This window comes from Cytobacillus sp. FSL R7-0696 (assembly GCF_038006865.1).
Lineage (GTDB): Bacteria > Bacillota > Bacilli > Bacillales > Cytobacillaceae > Cytobacillus > Cytobacillus kochii.
In genome coordinates, this window is the sequence record NZ_JBBOWA010000001.1 from 289590 (window position 1) to 305495 (window position 15906).

At 39.5% G+C, this 15906-nt stretch carries 11 protein-coding genes, 17 tRNA genes and 3 rRNA genes; 2 read left to right on the top strand and 29 right to left on the bottom strand.

All coding sequences use genetic code 11. From position 1 onward, the window contains the following. Window positions 1-64: 64 nt before the first annotated feature. From MKX29_RS01505 to MKX29_RS01530, 6 genes are all read right to left on the bottom strand, one after another. A complete protein-coding gene (locus MKX29_RS01505; RefSeq protein WP_341103556.1) occupies window positions 65-2020 on the bottom strand; it encodes a hypothetical protein in 1956 nt (651 codons plus the stop codon). Then, window positions 2017-2508, bottom strand: coding sequence for a hypothetical protein (locus MKX29_RS01510; protein ID WP_341103558.1), 492 nt, complete (start codon window positions 2506-2508; stop codon window positions 2017-2019). The genes MKX29_RS01505 and MKX29_RS01510 overlap by 4 nt, the downstream gene beginning before the upstream one ends. Then, a complete protein-coding gene (locus tag MKX29_RS01515; protein ID WP_341103561.1) occupies window positions 2505-3797 on the bottom strand; it encodes an SIR2 family NAD-dependent protein deacylase in 1293 nt (430 codons plus the stop codon). The genes MKX29_RS01510 and MKX29_RS01515 overlap by 4 nt, the downstream gene beginning before the upstream one ends. A gap of 243 nt (window positions 3798-4040) precedes the next feature. Beyond that, window positions 4041-4400 (bottom strand): P27 family phage terminase small subunit, encoded by a 360-nt coding sequence (locus tag MKX29_RS01520; protein WP_315636121.1) that lies wholly within the window; start codon window positions 4398-4400, stop codon window positions 4041-4043. 179 nt (window positions 4401-4579) lie between these two features. Next, window positions 4580-4786 (bottom strand): hypothetical protein, encoded by a 207-nt coding sequence (locus MKX29_RS01525; RefSeq protein ID WP_341103567.1) that lies wholly within the window; start codon window positions 4784-4786, stop codon window positions 4580-4582. Between the two features lie 256 nt (window positions 4787-5042). Beyond that, window positions 5043-5183 (bottom strand): hypothetical protein, encoded by a 141-nt coding sequence (locus MKX29_RS01530; RefSeq protein WP_341103569.1) that lies wholly within the window; start codon window positions 5181-5183, stop codon window positions 5043-5045. Between the two features lie 28 nt (window positions 5184-5211). Between MKX29_RS01530 and MKX29_RS01535 the strand changes: the two genes are divergently transcribed. Then, window positions 5212-5523: a hypothetical protein gene (locus MKX29_RS01535; RefSeq protein WP_341103572.1), complete on the top strand. Its 312-nt coding sequence runs from the start codon at window positions 5212-5214 to the stop codon at window positions 5521-5523. Window positions 5524-5556: 33 nt separating this feature from the next. Here MKX29_RS01535 and MKX29_RS01540 read toward each other — a convergent pair whose 3' ends face one another. The 22 genes from MKX29_RS01540 to MKX29_RS01645 form a co-directional block, all read right to left on the bottom strand. After that, window positions 5557-6366 carry a tyrosine-type recombinase/integrase gene (locus tag MKX29_RS01540; protein WP_341103573.1) on the bottom strand — a complete coding sequence of 270 codons (810 nt, stop codon included), beginning with the start codon at window positions 6364-6366 and terminating at the stop codon, window positions 5557-5559. Window positions 6367-6482: 116 nt separating this feature from the next. Further along, window positions 6483-6556, bottom strand: a tRNA-Gly gene (locus tag MKX29_RS01545). Window positions 6557-6559: 3 nt separating this feature from the next. Beyond that, window positions 6560-6642: transfer RNA gene (locus MKX29_RS01550), tRNA-Leu, on the bottom strand. A gap of 21 nt (window positions 6643-6663) precedes the next feature. Next, window positions 6664-6752: transfer RNA gene (locus tag MKX29_RS01555), tRNA-Leu, on the bottom strand. Window positions 6753-6783: 31 nt separating this feature from the next. Next, window positions 6784-6857: transfer RNA gene (locus tag MKX29_RS01560), tRNA-Cys, on the bottom strand. 19 nt (window positions 6858-6876) lie between these two features. Beyond that, a tRNA-Gly gene (locus MKX29_RS01565) sits at window positions 6877-6951 on the bottom strand. 5 nt (window positions 6952-6956) lie between these two features. Further along, window positions 6957-7031, bottom strand: a tRNA-Gln gene (locus MKX29_RS01570). 46 nt (window positions 7032-7077) lie between these two features. Next, window positions 7078-7153 (bottom strand) — tRNA-His (locus MKX29_RS01575). A gap of 6 nt (window positions 7154-7159) precedes the next feature. Next, window positions 7160-7233, bottom strand: a tRNA-Trp gene (locus MKX29_RS01580). Between the two features lie 3 nt (window positions 7234-7236). Beyond that, window positions 7237-7320: transfer RNA gene (locus MKX29_RS01585), tRNA-Tyr, on the bottom strand. A gap of 11 nt (window positions 7321-7331) precedes the next feature. After that, window positions 7332-7404, bottom strand: a tRNA-Thr gene (locus MKX29_RS01590). Between the two features lie 3 nt (window positions 7405-7407). Next, window positions 7408-7483: transfer RNA gene (locus MKX29_RS01595), tRNA-Phe, on the bottom strand. 53 nt (window positions 7484-7536) lie between these two features. Further along, a tRNA-Asp gene (locus MKX29_RS01600) sits at window positions 7537-7613 on the bottom strand. Window positions 7614-7616: 3 nt separating this feature from the next. Next, window positions 7617-7690 (bottom strand) — tRNA-Met (locus tag MKX29_RS01605). Window positions 7691-7700: 10 nt separating this feature from the next. Further along, window positions 7701-7776, bottom strand: a tRNA-Val gene (locus MKX29_RS01610). Window positions 7777-7780: 4 nt separating this feature from the next. Then, window positions 7781-7855, bottom strand: a tRNA-Glu gene (locus tag MKX29_RS01615). 15 nt (window positions 7856-7870) lie between these two features. Beyond that, a tRNA-Ser gene (locus MKX29_RS01620) sits at window positions 7871-7964 on the bottom strand. Window positions 7965-7966: 2 nt separating this feature from the next. Beyond that, window positions 7967-8041, bottom strand: a tRNA-Asn gene (locus MKX29_RS01625). A 19-nt stretch (window positions 8042-8060) separates the two neighbouring features. Beyond that, window positions 8061-8178, bottom strand: a 5S ribosomal RNA gene (gene rrf / locus MKX29_RS01630). Window positions 8179-8491: 313 nt separating this feature from the next. Next, a 23S ribosomal RNA gene (locus MKX29_RS01635) occupies window positions 8492-11424 on the bottom strand. Between the two features lie 392 nt (window positions 11425-11816). Then, window positions 11817-13365: ribosomal RNA gene (locus MKX29_RS01640) — 16S ribosomal RNA — on the bottom strand. The 16S, 23S and 5S rRNA genes sit together here with 17 tRNA genes alongside, the layout of an rRNA operon. Before the next feature lie 285 nt (window positions 13366-13650). After that, a complete protein-coding gene (locus MKX29_RS01645; protein WP_251163047.1) occupies window positions 13651-14511 on the bottom strand; it encodes a nucleotidyltransferase-like protein in 861 nt (286 codons plus the stop codon). 142 nt (window positions 14512-14653) lie between these two features. Between MKX29_RS01645 and MKX29_RS01650 the strand changes: the two genes are divergently transcribed. Then, window positions 14654-15016, top strand: coding sequence for a YgzB family protein (locus MKX29_RS01650; protein WP_224935706.1), 363 nt, complete (start codon window positions 14654-14656; stop codon window positions 15014-15016). Between the two features lie 123 nt (window positions 15017-15139). On the opposite strand, the gene perR is transcribed toward MKX29_RS01650, so the two are convergent. Next, window positions 15140-15580, bottom strand: a complete 441-nt coding sequence (gene perR / locus MKX29_RS01655; protein ID WP_180317040.1) for a peroxide-responsive transcriptional repressor PerR — start codon at window positions 15578-15580, stop codon at window positions 15140-15142. Between the last annotated feature and the right edge of the window lie 326 nt (window positions 15581-15906).

The window sequence follows — 15906 nt, forward strand, 5'->3', positions numbered from 1 at the left end:
AAATCTACACCTAATTAATAAGTGTAGATGATCAATTGCTATTTTAAGTGATCTTAAAAAAATGTTAATTATATACTCTATCACTATCTTTTATTTCGTTATTTTCCTCGTCAACAAGCCCTTTTTCACCTGTGTAAAGAGTGTACTTTGTATACATTGAATCATATTTATGAGGTGGAGTATTTTCTACTAGAATTATTTGATGATCCTTACTTAATTCTATTAGAATTTTATAGAATTCATCATATACTTCAGGATCATTTATTTTTCCTTCAGAAGTAACAGATGATTCTTCATCTTTATCTTCCTTTTCCAAAGTCCCAACATATTTACTTAATGAGTCTAATAATAGTAGACCAGGATGACCGTTGGCATAACCCTGAGTCTTACTTTTTAATATTGCTCCTAGAAAAGAAAGCTGCATGCACTCTAAAAGTCCCCCACTTTCATGAGCATATACACTCGCCCCATTGTAAAAAGGAATCATTTTCTCTTTATGAATTGAAGTTTCATTCGATGTATCATACTTTAATCTTTTCATAAATTCCTTATACTTCTTATCTAAGAAATTAAATATTGTTTCTTTTTCTTTACTGCTTACTTGTAGTGCTTCAATATCTTTGATTAGTCGAGCTTCTTCCGCTTTTAAATCAACTATAAGATTCTCTTTTTCCTCAATTTTATGGTGTATTCTTAGGCCTTCTTTTAAGGTTTCTTGTTTTTTAGTTAACCTGTTAATAATTGCATTAATACTATCGATATGTGATAAATAAGGCACCTGGGTTTTTTTAGAATATTCAATCAACGCTTCATTAAAGATTGATTGTTTTTCTGAATATAAGTTAATCTCTTTATCTAAATCTTCAATTTGTTCGTTTTCCTTTTCTATTAAGTCACGAACTAAATTAATTTTATTCTTAATTTGCTTTTTAATTTTTTTCAGCGTCGCTTCTGCATTTTCGCTATTGTGTACTTTATTATGTAAATGACTCAATACTTTGGAGCTACATAGGGGACACTCCACACTTTGATTAGGAATTATTAAGTTATAATTGATATCCAAGGTCTCTTCTACTTCTTTTAAATCATTTTCATATTCCTTAATTAATAATTCCTTAGAGTTTATAGAGAGCTGGGAATGTCTTTTACTCCTTTGATACTCCAATTTTTTATTTGTAACCTTATTTAAATCATCCTTTAATTTAATATACATTTTATTCTCTTCACTATTATTACTTCCATTAACACTATTCTCTAATACATCTGCTTTTAATTGTTTTTGTTTTTCAATATCTGATTGAAGTTTATCTGACTTTAATTGCATATTTATTCTGTCTACTGCATCTAGGTCTCTTAAATATGAATTTAATCCAAATAATTCTCTTCGTGTTTCATCAATCTCATTTTGTACTTCTACCAATTGTTCATTTAAGGTTTCTTTATCTGCATCTACTAAATTAAACATCATTTTAAAAGCATGAGGATTTTTATTTGCCTTAAAAGTACTCTTCTTTCCCAAAAAGTCCCCAGTCCCTAGTTCATGTTGATGAATATATACATATCTAAAAATATCTCTAAATGAAACGGTGTCAATTTCTTTTTTATTGCTATGTTTTTGATGACGAACTAACTTATATTCATTTATATTAAGTTTATTCATCAATATTTTCATAGCATCTTGTATTTCAAGCGTCTTAGGCGTATATTCATCTAAATCATCAAATGAACAAAAATAAATACTAATTTTAGTATGTTTTTCTTTTAATAGTCTGTTTAATGTTAGTACTTCCTCCCCAATTCTCAACTCAAGAAAAACCTGATCACATTTAGAATCTAGCTCCCGTTGAACATTTAAATCAATTTTACTCGATTTCCCAAAACAATAATCTATCAAGCTCAGTATAAGTGATTTTCCTGATGTTTTTTCTCCACTAATAATAGTGAAATCCTCGTTAAAGTTAATTGTTCTTTTGTATGTAACCCCCATTATAATTAATTTGTGCAAAATAAGACGGCTCAATTTGTACCCTCCTTTACTTTTTTTACATTTTCTGTTGTATAAGCAATTGTTTTATATAATTTTACGTACTCTTCAAAGAGAGAATTTAAATAATCACTAGAATTATCTTCATAAAATTTTTTTCCCTGTATTAATAATTTCACTTTTAAATTTTCTTGTTTATCAGACAGCTTACCTCTTATTTCAATAAACTGAAAATGAGACATTAGTATCAGTATTTCATTAATTTTTGTTTGGAACCGGAAATATTGATTTGGTGAGGGAGGAAACTTATCATTGTTCTCAGGGACACTGTTAAATAAATCTATTAAATCAAAATTGACGAGGCTATAATAAAATAATAGCTCTTCCACTTTTCTTTGCTTGTTATTTTGTGTAGAAAGTGCATTCAGTAAGCATAGTATCTTCATTATTTCTAGTTTTTGATTATTAAATAGTATTTGTATAGAAGCGGGTACTGAAAAGTTCAAGTCCTTCTCTCTCTTCATTTAAATCGTTCCCTCCCCCACCAAACGTCTTCTTCATTATCAGCTAAGATATGAACAAAGCCTCTATTTTCTGATTTATTTGATTTATTTTTTCTTAATATTTCATCGTATCTCCCAAAATCAATATCTTCTAAACTCTTATGAACAACTTTTAAAAATTCTTCGCTATCACCATGTTCTTCAAAGGTGTTTGCATATTTATCCATATATTCAATAAATACTTGACCTAAAATCAAATCAATAACATCTATGGGCATTCCCAGTTTATTCATATCTTTAATATACTCATCTGCGGCAACATAAAAAACTGAACTTAATCTTATTAACGAAGGATTGATATTTTCTAATTTTAATTTTCTATAAAAAAGGTTACCTTCTAAATCTTTTTTGAGAGATTTTAAACCGGCTCCTATTACAAGTGATGTATTTGTTGAACCCCTATTGTCATCTAATTTTTCTTTATTTTTTTTTTTTAGAGGCTGAGAAATATGATGAAGAATCTTCCTTATTTCATTCGAATGAGTAGAACCTTCTGTATTATATGGAATAGTACGGAGCCCAAATTTTGACCGAAGCTCTCTAGTTGTAGGTTCATCTGGATTATCTAATAGGATATAATGTACTCCTTTAAAAGAATCTTTATGTTGCTCAATCAAAGTTCTAATAAACTGATCATCAAATGAAAAGCCCAAAAAAATTAGCTTTTTGTTTCCAGTCACTAATTTTAATAAATCATCATATTTTTTATCATTATATAACTCTTCATAACTTTCTTTGCTGATTACAATTGATCCAGAGTTTGAAATAGTTCCATGTAGTTGGCATACTCTCTTTTGACTGAACAAGTTTTGTGTATTAAAGTTTATATCTCTTAGAAGAATAGGTTGTAAATCAAAAGCTAGATACTTCTGTAATATATTTTCATAGTTAGTAGTTAAAAATAAATTAAAATCCATTTCGCTAAGATCCCTGTAGTTATGTTCTGAGTCATCTTCCACATCTACTTGTTTTTCGAGTATTAATTCTACTATTTTTTCCTGAATATCTTCCTCTTCGAGAAGATACTTTTTTAACATATCAATAGCTCCCCAATAATCATGGTTATTTAGATCAGTTTCTATAGCCTTTTTCACCCATTCAAAATCACCTATGGCATATCTTTCAGTTAAACTTTCAATTAATTTACCCCAAGAAGGTACTTCAAAAGGAATAGAAAGACCTGCTCCAATAAAGGGAATCAAATTACCTTCTTGATAATCTTTTTGCAAATCTTCTAAATATCTACTCATATATAACTCCTCTTTCTTCACTCTAGTTAACAGTAAAATAACAAGATATAATATGCATTTTATCTACATTTTACCTTATCAGGTAAACAATATCCATAATAAGTCTTACTCTCTAATTAATTGCTCAAGTTTAAATATAAATATTTCAAAATTGTAGCTGTAAACATTGTTAATAGTCTTGGTAAGGGTTAAGAAAAAGTTGTGGTCAGTCATTAAATAAGAATGTATTAAATTAAAGCTCCTTTATACTTTACCAAGTATTCTTAGAAGTGGATCATTACTTAAATCTTCGGGTTTTGCTTGTTCTTCTCTAAACTTATGTGAGGCATCAAGACCTAGTAGCTTGTAACTTTCGATAATTTTTGCTTGGGCTTTCATTGCTGTACTTACAGAAGGATGTTCTTTTTTTCCATGTGGCCCTAAAATTGTATAACCGTCTTGGAAAAGCTCTCTCTCGCATGCTTCAATTGTCGCTAAATTAAACGCAAGTCTTTCAATGATTATTTGATTTGTAGAATCTAGTTTATTTATTTTGTCGAGCTCTTCGACGATATAATTAAAGTATTGTGCTGCAGAGTCATTAAAATGAACTGGTATCTTCATTGTTCAACTCCATTTACAATTTTTTATATAAATTATTTTTAATAAAATTACACATTGTGTGAGTGACACAGCCCTCGTTATTAATTGTTATTAAGCGTTTTTTTATTAATATATGGGGATACCATCTTTCATCTTTAAAATTACCAACCAAATATCCATCCTATATTCAAAATTTTATTTCAACTCAAAGAACTATGCTTAACGACAAAGTCATAACTAATTTCTCTCATCCCATGTACAATTAAGTATTTGTTGACTTTCTTGTGTAGTTCTCTTTTATTTCTAATTGAAGATTCATACGCTTTGCATAGTATCCGAGCTGTTATGTTTCTATACTCTTCATCACCGCAGTAGTCTTTTGCTGCCTCTATATGCCTTAGTTCCATCATCTTTATCACCGTCCAGAAAGTTGTGCTTACCATAGCTGATAAATCAAGCATCAACTACAATAGCTATATCAATTTATCAATATCTTATTACGTAAGGATAATAGCAGTAGCATCTGCTGTTACTACTGCCATATTACTGTTCTTATACTGCTCTGCTGATGTAATTGTTAATGCACCACTGCCCTTTTAGCTGCTACTGTAAATAACTAAATCATCATATTGTACATAAAGAGAGTGTTCAATAATATTAGCCTTACGAAACAATACCTTTACTCACTGCTTGATAATTCGTTACATGGCCATCTACGTATGCTTCAGCAAGAATTCGTACTTTTCCGCTTAAAGCGCTAACAGTATCGATATCTACTTCTTTATCTTTATTTTCACTCCACACCGCAACAGTATAAGAACTTGAGAAACGAATGAACAAAGAAATTAAGTATGAAGGTATGAAGAAAGAGCCAGGTCAAAGTACAGATAATGTGTTGCTGCATATTCTCATAACGAAAAATAACAACCACAAGCTTCCAAAAACTCAAAGAATTTCTGATGAAGATTTGGAGCGTCAAGATGAACTTGGTCGGATACTAAGAGACTATCAATCTTTCATAGATCAGATTAAAAATGATCTTTACAAGAAAGATGACAAGCGATGGATTAGAAATAATCAAATTTATGAAGTACGTTATGTTTTCTCTCTATATCCTGTCCCCACAGATTCACGTATCTTTTAGTCACGGTTATATCTGTGTTTCCTAAAAGATGCATTAATGAAAAGCATCCACTCCTGAAACGATCATTCTTTTTGCCATTGTATGTCTGAAGGTATGTGGACTTACACGTTTGATTACTTTCGCTTCCTTCCCATATTTAGTAAATCTTGTTTGGATACTGTGATAATTCAGTGCTTTATTATCCTGGCTAATAAACAGCTTCTTAGTTGGAAGATCCCCTCTGATTTTTATATATTTCTCTAGCTGCTCTTGAGTAATTTCAGATAAATAGACAACTCTTTCAAACAAATTCTTTGTCTTTCTAATGATTATTTTGTTCCCCAATACATCTTCTACATTTATCCCAACCAGCTCAGACAATCTTATTCCTGTATCAAGAAATACAAGTAAAATAACCTCATCCCTAAAATTCACAAAAGTTTTACCTTTTCTAATTGTTTTTATTAAGTCCTCTATCTCTTTATTATCTAATGTTTCAATTGCCTTCTGTCTATCTCGTAACAGTTTTATTTTAGCCATAATGTTTTTGTCGATGAGCTTTCTCTTATACAAGAAGTTATAAAATGACCTTAGAGCACGTAAGCGAGTATTGATTGTAGTCACTTTCATTAATTCTTTGCTTTTCAAAATTAAATCTTCAATATCTTTTTGATCCCATCCTACTAATTGTTTATTAATAATCTTCTTTGCCCCGTGAAATTCATTTTTATAATAAGCAATAGTAGCTGGCCTTAGATTTCTTAAATTACAGTCCTTAAAAAATACTTCCAATGCTTCTTCTTCAGAAATTCTTTTGTCAAGTATTTTTAATTCTTCATTTGTTAGTTCTTTACGTCTTCTCACATTAAACTCCTATGCAGACGATTCGCCGGATACGATTTTGGAATTTTTCAGTCGTATAGAAAAAAAAAAGACTCCAACAATTAAGTTGAAGTCTTTGAATAATTAATAGTTATGTATGGAGCGGGTGAAGGGAATCGAACCCTCATCATCAGCTTGGAAGGCTGAGGTTTTACCACTAAACTACACCCGCAAATACCGGTGGTCGGGGTCGAACCGACACTCCGTGATGGAACACGATTTTGAGTCGTGCGCGTCTGCCAATTCCGCCACACCGGCAAATATTCTTTTATTTAATTATGGTGCCGAGGACCGGAATCGAACCGGTACGGTAGTCACCTACCGCAGGATTTTAAGTCCTGTGCGTCTGCCAGTTCCGCCACCCCGGCATGAGGTGTATAAAAACTAATGAATATGTATTGGAGGCGGCAACCGGATTTGAACCGGTGGTGAAGGTTTTGCAGACCTCTGCCTTACCACTTGGCTATGCCGCCATCAATATAAATGAATATTTGGAGCGGAAGACGGGATTCGAACCCGCGACCCTCACCTTGGCAAGGTGATGTTCTACCACTGAACTACTTCCGCAGATCTGGCTGGGCTAGCAGGGTTCGAACCTGCGAATGACGGAATCAAAATCCGTTGCCTTACCACTTGGCTATAGCCCATTTGTATATTCTATGCATGAAAGCAAAAAAAGTGAATTTAAAATAATGGGGCGGCTGATGGGAATCGAACCCACGAATGTCGGAACCACAATCCGATGCGTTAACCACTTCGCCACAACCGCCATAATTGGCAGGGGTAGTAGGAATCGAACCCACATCAAAGGTTTTGGAGACCTTCGTTTTACCATTAAACTATACCCCTAGATGGTGGAGGGGGGCAGATTCGAACTGCCGAACCCGAAGGAGCGGATTTACAGTCCGCCGCGTTTAGCCACTTCGCTACCCCTCCATGAAAAACAATGCCGGCCAGAGGACTTGAACCCCCAACCTACTGATTACAAGTCAGTTGCTCTACCAATTGAGCTAGGCCGGCAAATGGTGGCTCAGGACGGAATCGAACCGCCGACACAAGGATTTTCAGTCCTTTGCTCTACCGACTGAGCTACTGAGCCAAAACTTATACGTTTTACAATATGTTTTAATACATTTGTGTGAATTTATGTAGTGGCGGTCCGGACGGGACTCGAACCCGCGACCTCCTGCGTGACAGGCAGGCATTCTAACCAACTGAACTACCGGACCAAATTGCGGGGGCAGGATTTGAACCTGCGACCTTCGGGTTATGAGCCCGACGAGCTACCGGACTGCTCCACCCCGCGATAATATGAATGGTGGAGGATGACGGGATCGAACCGCCGACCCTCTGCTTGTAAGGCAGATGCTCTCCCAGCTGAGCTAATCCTCCAAAATGGTGACCCCTACGGGATTCGAACCCGTGTTACCGCCGTGAAAGGGCGGTGTCTTAACCGCTTGACCAAGGGGCCAGTTTATATGTTTAATGGCGGAGAGCAAGGGATTTGAACCCTTGAGACGGCTATAAACCGCCTACACGATTTCCAATCGTGCTCCTTCGGCCAGCTCGGACAGCTCTCCATTGGCTCCGCAGGTAGGATTCGAACCTACGACCGTTCGGTTAACAGCCGAATGCTCTACCACTGAGCTACTGCGGAATAATATAATAGTATGTATGCCCGGCAACGTCCTACTCTCACAAGGGGACAGCCCCTAACTACCATCGGCGCTTTAGAAGCTTAACTTCCGTGTTCGGTATGGGAACGGGTGTGACCTTCTCGCTATCGTCACCGGACTTTTTAAAGACATTTATTATTATAACGTCTTTTATGAAAATTTCAAGAGAAATTTTAAATCATTCTCTGAAAACTAGGTAATGTTGAAGAAGATTGTTTTGAGTAATCGCCTGAATGCGTGCTGTAGGCTACTACTTACGTAGTGCTGTCTAGCTGCGGCGGCTAGGAGCCGCCCGCATTTCGTATTGTCCAGCTACAGCGCCTAGGTGCTCGAGGTCATAAGTCAAATTTGTCATGAGGTTAAAGAACAACCTCCTGTCAAATCTGTCTTATGCTTGTCGCACCTGTGCAAGGCGCTTTCGCTTTTCGTTTTTGGTTAAGTCCTCGATCGATTAGTATTAGTCAGCTACATGTGTCGCCACACTTCCACCTCTAACCTATCAACCTGATCATCTTTCAGGGATCTTACTAGCTTGCGCTATGGGAAATCTCATCTCGAGGGGGGCTTCATGCTTAGATGCTTTCAGCACTTATCCCTTCCGCACATAGCTACCCAGCGATGCCTTTGGCAAGACAACTGGTACACCAGCGGTGCGTCCATCCCGGTCCTCTCGTACTAAGGACAGCTCCTCTCAAATTTCCTGCGCCCACGACGGATAGGGACCGAACTGTCTCACGACGTTCTGAACCCAGCTCGCGTACCGCTTTAATGGGCGAACAGCCCAACCCTTGGGACCGACTACAGCCCCAGGATGCGATGAGCCGACATCGAGGTGCCAAACCTCCCCGTCGATGTGGACTCTTGGGGGAGATAAGCCTGTTATCCCCGGGGTAGCTTTTATCCGTTGAGCGATGGCCCTTCCATGCGGAACCACCGGATCACTAAGCCCGACTTTCGTCCCTGCTCGACTTGTAGGTCTCGCAGTCAAGCTCCCTTGTGCCTTTACACTCTACGAATGATTTCCAACCATTCTGAGGGAACCTTTGGGCGCCTCCGTTACTCTTTAGGAGGCGACCGCCCCAGTCAAACTGCCCACCTGACACTGTCTCCCATCCCGATAAGGGATGTGGGTTAGAATTTCAATACAGCCAGGGTAGTATCCCACCGACGCCTCCACCGAAGCTAGCGCTCCGGCTTCTAAGGCTCCTACCTATCCTGTACAAGCTGTACCAAAATTCAATATCAGGCTACAGTAAAGCTCCACGGGGTCTTTCCGTCCTGTCGCGGGTAACCTGCATCTTCACAGGTACTATAATTTCACCGAGTCTCTCGTTGAGACAGTGCCCAGATCGTTACGCCTTTCGTGCGGGTCGGAACTTACCCGACAAGGAATTTCGCTACCTTAGGACCGTTATAGTTACGGCCGCCGTTTACTGGGGCTTCGATTCAAAGCTTCGCGTGAGCTAACCTCTCCTCTTAACCTTCCAGCACCGGGCAGGCGTCAGCCCCTATACTTCGCCTTGCGGCTTCGCAGAGACCTGTGTTTTTGCTAAACAGTCGCCTGGGCCTATTCACTGCGGCTCATCAAGGCTTTAACACCCTAATGAGCACCCCTTCTCCCGAAGTTACGGGGTCATTTTGCCGAGTTCCTTAACGAGAGTTCTCTCGCTCACCTTAGGATTCTCTCCTCGCCTACCTGTGTCGGTTTGCGGTACGGGCACCTTATTCCTCGCTAGAGGCTTTTCTTGGCAGTGTGGAATCAAGAACTTCGGTACTAAATTTCCCTCGCTATCACAGCTCAAGGTATATGACCATGGGATTTGCCTCATGGTCCCTCTAACTGCTTAGACGCACATCCAATCGTGCGCTTACCCTATCCTCCTGCGTCCCCCCATCACTCAAACAGAATACGGTGGTACAGGAATATCAACCTGTTGTCCATCGCCTACGCTTTTCAGCCTCGGCTTAGGTCCCGACTAACCCTGAGCGGACGAGCCTTCCTCAGGAAACCTTAGGCATTCGGTGGATGGGATTCTCACCCATCTTTCGCTACTCATACCGGCATTCTCACTTCTAAGCGCTCCACCAGTCCTTACGGTCTAGCTTCAACGCCCTTAGAACGCTCTCCTACCACTGAACATCAACGATGTTCAATCCACAGCTTCGGTGATACGTTTAGCCCCGGTACATTTTCGGCGCGGAGTCACTCGACCAGTGAGCTATTACGCACTCTTTAAATGGTGGCTGCTTCTAAGCCAACATCCTGGTTGTCTAAGCAACTCCACATCCTTTTCCACTTAACGTATACTTTGGGACCTTAGCTGGTGGTCTGGGCTGTTTCCCTCTTGACTACGGATCTTATCACTCGCAGTCTGACTCCCATGGATAAATCTTTGGCATTCGGAGTTTGTCTGAATTCGGTAACCCGATGAGGGCCCCTAGTCCAAACAGTGCTCTACCTCCAAGATTCTTACGCATGAGGCTAGCCCTAAAGCTATTTCGGAGAGAACCAGCTATCTCCAAGTTCGATTGGAATTTCTCCGCTACCCACACCTCATCCCCGCACTTTTCAACGTACGTGGGTTCGGGCCTCCATCCAGTGTTACCTGGACTTCACCCTGGACATGGGTAGATCACCTGGTTTCGGGTCTACGACCACATACTCATTCGCCCTATTCAGACTCGCTTTCGCTACGGCTCCGTCTGTCCAACTTAACCTCGCATGTAATCGTAACTCGCCGGTTCATTCTACAAAAGGCACGCTATCACCCATTAACGGGCTCTAACTACTTGTAGGCACACGGTTTCAGGATCTCTTTCACTCCCCTTCCGGGGTGCTTTTCACCTTTCCCTCACGGTACTGGTTCACTATCGGTCACTAGGGAGTATTTAGCCTTGGGAGATGGTCCTCCCTGCTTCCGACGGGATTTCTCGTGTCCCGCCGTACTCAGGATCCACTCTGGAGGGAACGAAGTTTCAACTACAGGGCTTTTACCTCCTATGGCGGGCCTTTCCAGACCTCTTCGTCTATCTCGTTCCTTTGTAACTCCGTATAGAATGTCCTACAACCCCAAGAGGCAAGCCTCTTGGTTTGGGCTAATCCCGTTTCGCTCGCCGCTACTCAGGGAATCGCGTTTGCTTTCTCTTCCTCCGGGTACTTAGATGTTTCAGTTCCCCGGGTCTGCCTTCCATACCCTATGTATTCAGGTATGGATCCTATCCCATAACGGATAGGGGGTTTCCCCATTCGGAAATCTCCGGATCAAAGCTTACTTACAGCTCCCCGAAGCATATCGGTGTTAGTCCCGTCCTTCATCGGCTCCTAGTGCCAAGGCATTCACCGTGCGCCCTTATTAACTTAACCATTGTTCGGCTTGCGATAAGCTACGCATTTCGGCGTCAGCTCACTCGTCAACATCCTCATGTGCACAAGACGCACACTCCGGTGTTTCCTCGCTCGCTTCCTTGAACTGCTTGCTTCTCACAACCCTCACGGTTGTGTGTTTTAAAAAAAGTTTAGTATCTTTACTCTATTACTATTAAATAGAGAGAAAATAACTAAGGTGGCGATTACTCGGTAATCTTCTTCATTACATTATCTAGTTTTCAAAGAACGATTGATGAATAGTAAGCTTTGGTATTCTCGTCAGCTTACGCTTCCTTGAATCCTTCGCTATTTTCACCTTATTTTGAGAGATTATACTCTCAAAACTGAACGAACAGTCTAACATCAAGTAAATTCCGTATATTCCTTAGAAAGGAGGTGATCCAGCCGCACCTTCCGATACGGCTACCTTGTTACGACTTCACCCCAATCATCTGTCCCACCTTAGGCGGCTGGCTCCAAAAGGTTACCCCACCGACTTCGGGTGTTACAAACTCTCGTGGTGTGACGGGCGGTGTGTACAAGGCCCGGGAACGTATTCACCGCGGCATGCTGATCCGCGATTACTAGCGATTCCGGCTTCATGTAGGCGAGTTGCAGCCTACAATCCGAACTGAGAATGGTTTTATGGGATTGGCTAAACCTCGCGGTCTTGCAGCCCTTTGTACCATCCATTGTAGCACGTGTGTAGCCCAGGTCATAAGGGGCATGATGATTTGACGTCATCCCCACCTTCCTCCGGTTTGTCACCGGCAGTCACCTTAGAGTGCCCAACTGAATGCTGGCAACTAAGATCAAGGGTTGCGCTCGTTGCGGGACTTAACCCAACATCTCACGACACGAGCTGACGACAACCATGCACCACCTGTCACTCTGTCCCCCGAAGGGGAAAGTCCTATCTCTAGGATTGTCAGAGGATGTCAAGACCTGGTAAGGTTCTTCGCGTTGCTTCGAATTAAACCACATGCTCCACCGCTTGTGCGGGCCCCCGTCAATTCCTTTGAGTTTCAACCTTGCGGTCGTACTCCCCAGGCGGAGTGCTTAATGCGTTTGCTGCAGCACTAAAGGGCGGAAACCCTCTAACACTTAGCACTCATCGTTTACGGCGTGGACTACCAGGGTATCTAATCCTGTTTGCTCCCCACGCTTTCGCGCCTCAGCGTCAGTTACAGACCAGAAAGTCGCCTTCGCCACTGGTGTTCCTCCAAATCTCTACGCATTTCACCGCTACACTTGGAATTCCACTTTCCTCTTCTGCACTCAAGTTCCCCAGTTTCCAATGACCCTCCACGGTTGAGCCGTGGGCTTTCACATCAGACTTAAGGAACCGCCTGCGCGCGCTTTACGCCCAATAATTCCGGACAACGCTTGCCACCTACGTATTACCGCGGCTGCTGGCACGTAGTTAGCCGTGGCTTTCTGGTTAGGTACCGTCAAGGTACCGGCAGTTACTCCGGTACTTGTTCTTCCCTAACAACAGAGTTTTACGATCCGAAAACCTTCATCACTCACGCGGCGTTGCTCCGTCAGACTTTCGTCCATTGCGGAAGATTCCCTACTGCTGCCTCCCGTAGGAGTCTGGGCCGTGTCTCAGTCCCAGTGTGGCCGATCACCCTCTCAGGTCGGCTACGCATCGTCGCCTTGGTGAGCCGTTACCTCACCAACTAGCTAATGCGCCGCGGGCCCATCTGTAAGTGATAGCAGAACCATCTTTCAATCTAATTATATGTATAAATAGATATTATCCGGTATTAGCCCCGGTTTCCCGGAGTTATCCCAGTCTTACAGGCAGGTTGCCCACGTGTTACTCACCCGTCCGCCGCTAATCTTTGGGAGCAAGCTCCCTCAGATTCGCTCGACTTGCATGTATTAGGCACGCCGCCAGCGTTCGTCCTGAGCCAGGATCAAACTCTCCAATAAAGTGTTTGATTAGCTCATTTGCACCTATGGTGCTTTGTTGCTGATAAATCAGCTTTTTTAGAATTACGCTTGACGTTTTATGTTCGTTCAGTTTTCAAAGAACAATCTCGTTCGCTTTAGAAGCGACTTTTCAATAATAACATATCTATTATTATGGAGTCAAGATATTTTTTTAAGATCATTCCGTCGCGTTAGCTGTTTTTCATACAGTTATTAGCGACGGTTATTAATATATCATCATTTTTTTCCTTGGTCAACCACTTTTTGCTTTTTTAATATAATTTATTACAAACTGTAATATCGGTGTTTAATCCCTTTTCCTTTTGTTTCTTCACTAATTACTTTAATAAACCCTTTGTCAATTAAGTATTCTAGTAGAATTACCAAATCCACTGAGTAGTGTCTCAGTTCTTTATGCTGGATGATTTCTTGAATTGTCCAAACTGATTGTTCTGCTAAAACTTCAAGTAAATGGCCAACTCCAGCCTTTGTTCGTGAATGTATTAAAAATTCACTAGCTAAAAATAATAGCTCTAACCTTTTCTCAAGCGGCTCATGACTTTGTACTAACTCTTCATAAAGTTTCATTATTTCTGGTTCCATATGGCGAATTTGATTCCACAGTGTTACTTCTGGATGGAAACCATTTTCTATAATTGAGAGCCTTGCTAAATGATGCAAAGAATGAACAACATTATTATAAGCATCAAAATAATTCTGATTTTCAAACAAAGTTTTCCCATCTGTATATCTTCTTATCAGCTTAGCAAACTCTAGTCCCATTTTGAGCTTTCTGTCCTTGAATGGGAATTCGTTTAATTTATCACGCAAGTTTCCTATATATTCATTGCGATCAAATAAAACCTTCCCACTATAAAGCCAGTCAAAAATCTTTCTATTACTCCCCATAAGTATCCATTGATCTAATTGTTGCTTCGTTATTATTTGCATTGAGGCTTTCTTATCTTCAAATGTGTAATGTTTCACAAAAATAGGCGTATCCGCATTTTCTACGATAATTAATAGTATTGCATCAAACGTATCTCTATTTGAAATTGTCTTTTCATTTCCCTCTACAATTAACACACCTAGTGTATTTAGTTGACTAGCTCTTTCTTGATAAATAGGACGGAGTATATCTTCCATCATAACGCCCCCATAATTTCGTATTAATATATTAGTTCGACAATTCATCTAAATTCCCTTTGATAAACACCAACAAATAGTGACAATTTTTTTATTTTTTCTTACAATGATATGATATAGTTAGTGTTTAGGAGGGAACAAAATGGCAAAAAAATATTCGAGTAAAATAAATAAAATAAGAACCTTTGCTTTAAGCTTAATATTTGTTGGATTTATTGTCATGTACATAGGTATTTTCTTCAGAACTTCACCATTAATTATGTCTCTATGTATGCTTCTTGGTGTATTATTCATTATTGCTAGTACGGTTATTTACTTGTGGATTGGCATCCTTTCAACTAAAGCAATACAAGTTGTTTGCCCAAATTGTAACAAGCCAACCAAAATATTAGGACGGGTTGATATGTGCATGCATTGTCGCGAACCACTAACGCTCGATCGCACACTTGAAGGAAAAGAATTTGACGAAAAATATAATCGAAAAGATACTTCATTAAAACAGTAGATTTTCTCACGCCAAAAAAGAAGTAAATCTTAAAACAGACAATTTATTTACTCATATGTATAGAAAACTAAGTAAAAATACAGAGAAAAAGCTGGCAGCAGTACGCTGACAGCTTTAGACATTTTAATGCATTTCTTTTTTCTTTGAACACTCTGGACATTCCCCATAAACTTCCATTCTGTGGTGACTTACTTTAAAGCCAGTCACATGTGCTGCTAATTGTTCAACTTCATCCAAACCAGGATAATGAAAATCAACAATTTTACCACAACCTTCACAAATGACGTGATAATGTTGTGTTGTTACAAAATCAAATCTGCTGGATGAATCTCCATAGGTTAGTTCTTTTACTAACCCAACCTCACGAAATACTCTTAAATTATTGTAAACTGTAGCCACACTCATATTTGGGAACGTTCCCTCTAATGCTTTGTATATGTCATCAGCTGTTGGGTGCGTCATTGAGTTTATTAAATATTCAAGTATCGCATGACGCTGTGGAGTAATGCGAACCCCTGTATCTTTTAACGTATCCAATGCTTCTTTAAGATGTGTTTGCGCCACCGTCATGCACCTCTCTTCTATTCATTCTTATATTATAATCTTTATAAATAGTTTACTAATAATTATTGAAAGTTGTCAATAACCGCGTTTCAAGAAGTATGTTTTTCTTATTTTATCATATAGACTAAACCCAGCTAATATTCCATCTTTAATAAACTTAACTTTGTTAATACCTTTGTATTTCTCATTCCACAAATCGACAGATCTAACCCGTCATCAAGAAAAAATTCCGGACTCATTTTAAAAGTCCGGAAAATATATTTGAGGAGGTATGCCCTAGTTTAATCATATTCAAACTAGCTTTACTTGCGTGGACAAAAGCCTTA

Excerpts from the sequence above, each read along its gene's own strand:
- MKX29_RS01510 (WP_341103558.1), bottom strand. The coding sequence starts at position 2,508 with ATGAAGAGAGAGAAGGACTTGAACTTTTCAGTACCCGCTTCTATACAA.
- MKX29_RS01515 (WP_341103561.1), bottom strand. The coding sequence starts at position 3,797 with ATGAGTAGATATTTAGAAGATTTGCAAAAAGATTATCAAGAAGGTAAT.
- MKX29_RS01520 (WP_315636121.1), bottom strand. The coding sequence starts at position 4,400 with ATGAAGATACCAGTTCATTTTAATGACTCTGCAGCACAATACTTTAAT.
- MKX29_RS01525 (WP_341103567.1), bottom strand. The coding sequence starts at position 4,786 with ATGGAACTAAGGCATATAGAGGCAGCAAAAGACTACTGCGGTGATGAA.
- MKX29_RS01535 (WP_341103572.1), top strand. The coding sequence starts at position 5,212 with ATGAACAAAGAAATTAAGTATGAAGGTATGAAGAAAGAGCCAGGTCAA.
- MKX29_RS01645 (WP_251163047.1), bottom strand. The coding sequence starts at position 14,511 with ATGGAAGATATACTCCGTCCTATTTATCAAGAAAGAGCTAGTCAACTA.
- MKX29_RS01650 (WP_224935706.1), top strand. The coding sequence starts at position 14,654 with ATGGCAAAAAAATATTCGAGTAAAATAAATAAAATAAGAACCTTTGCT.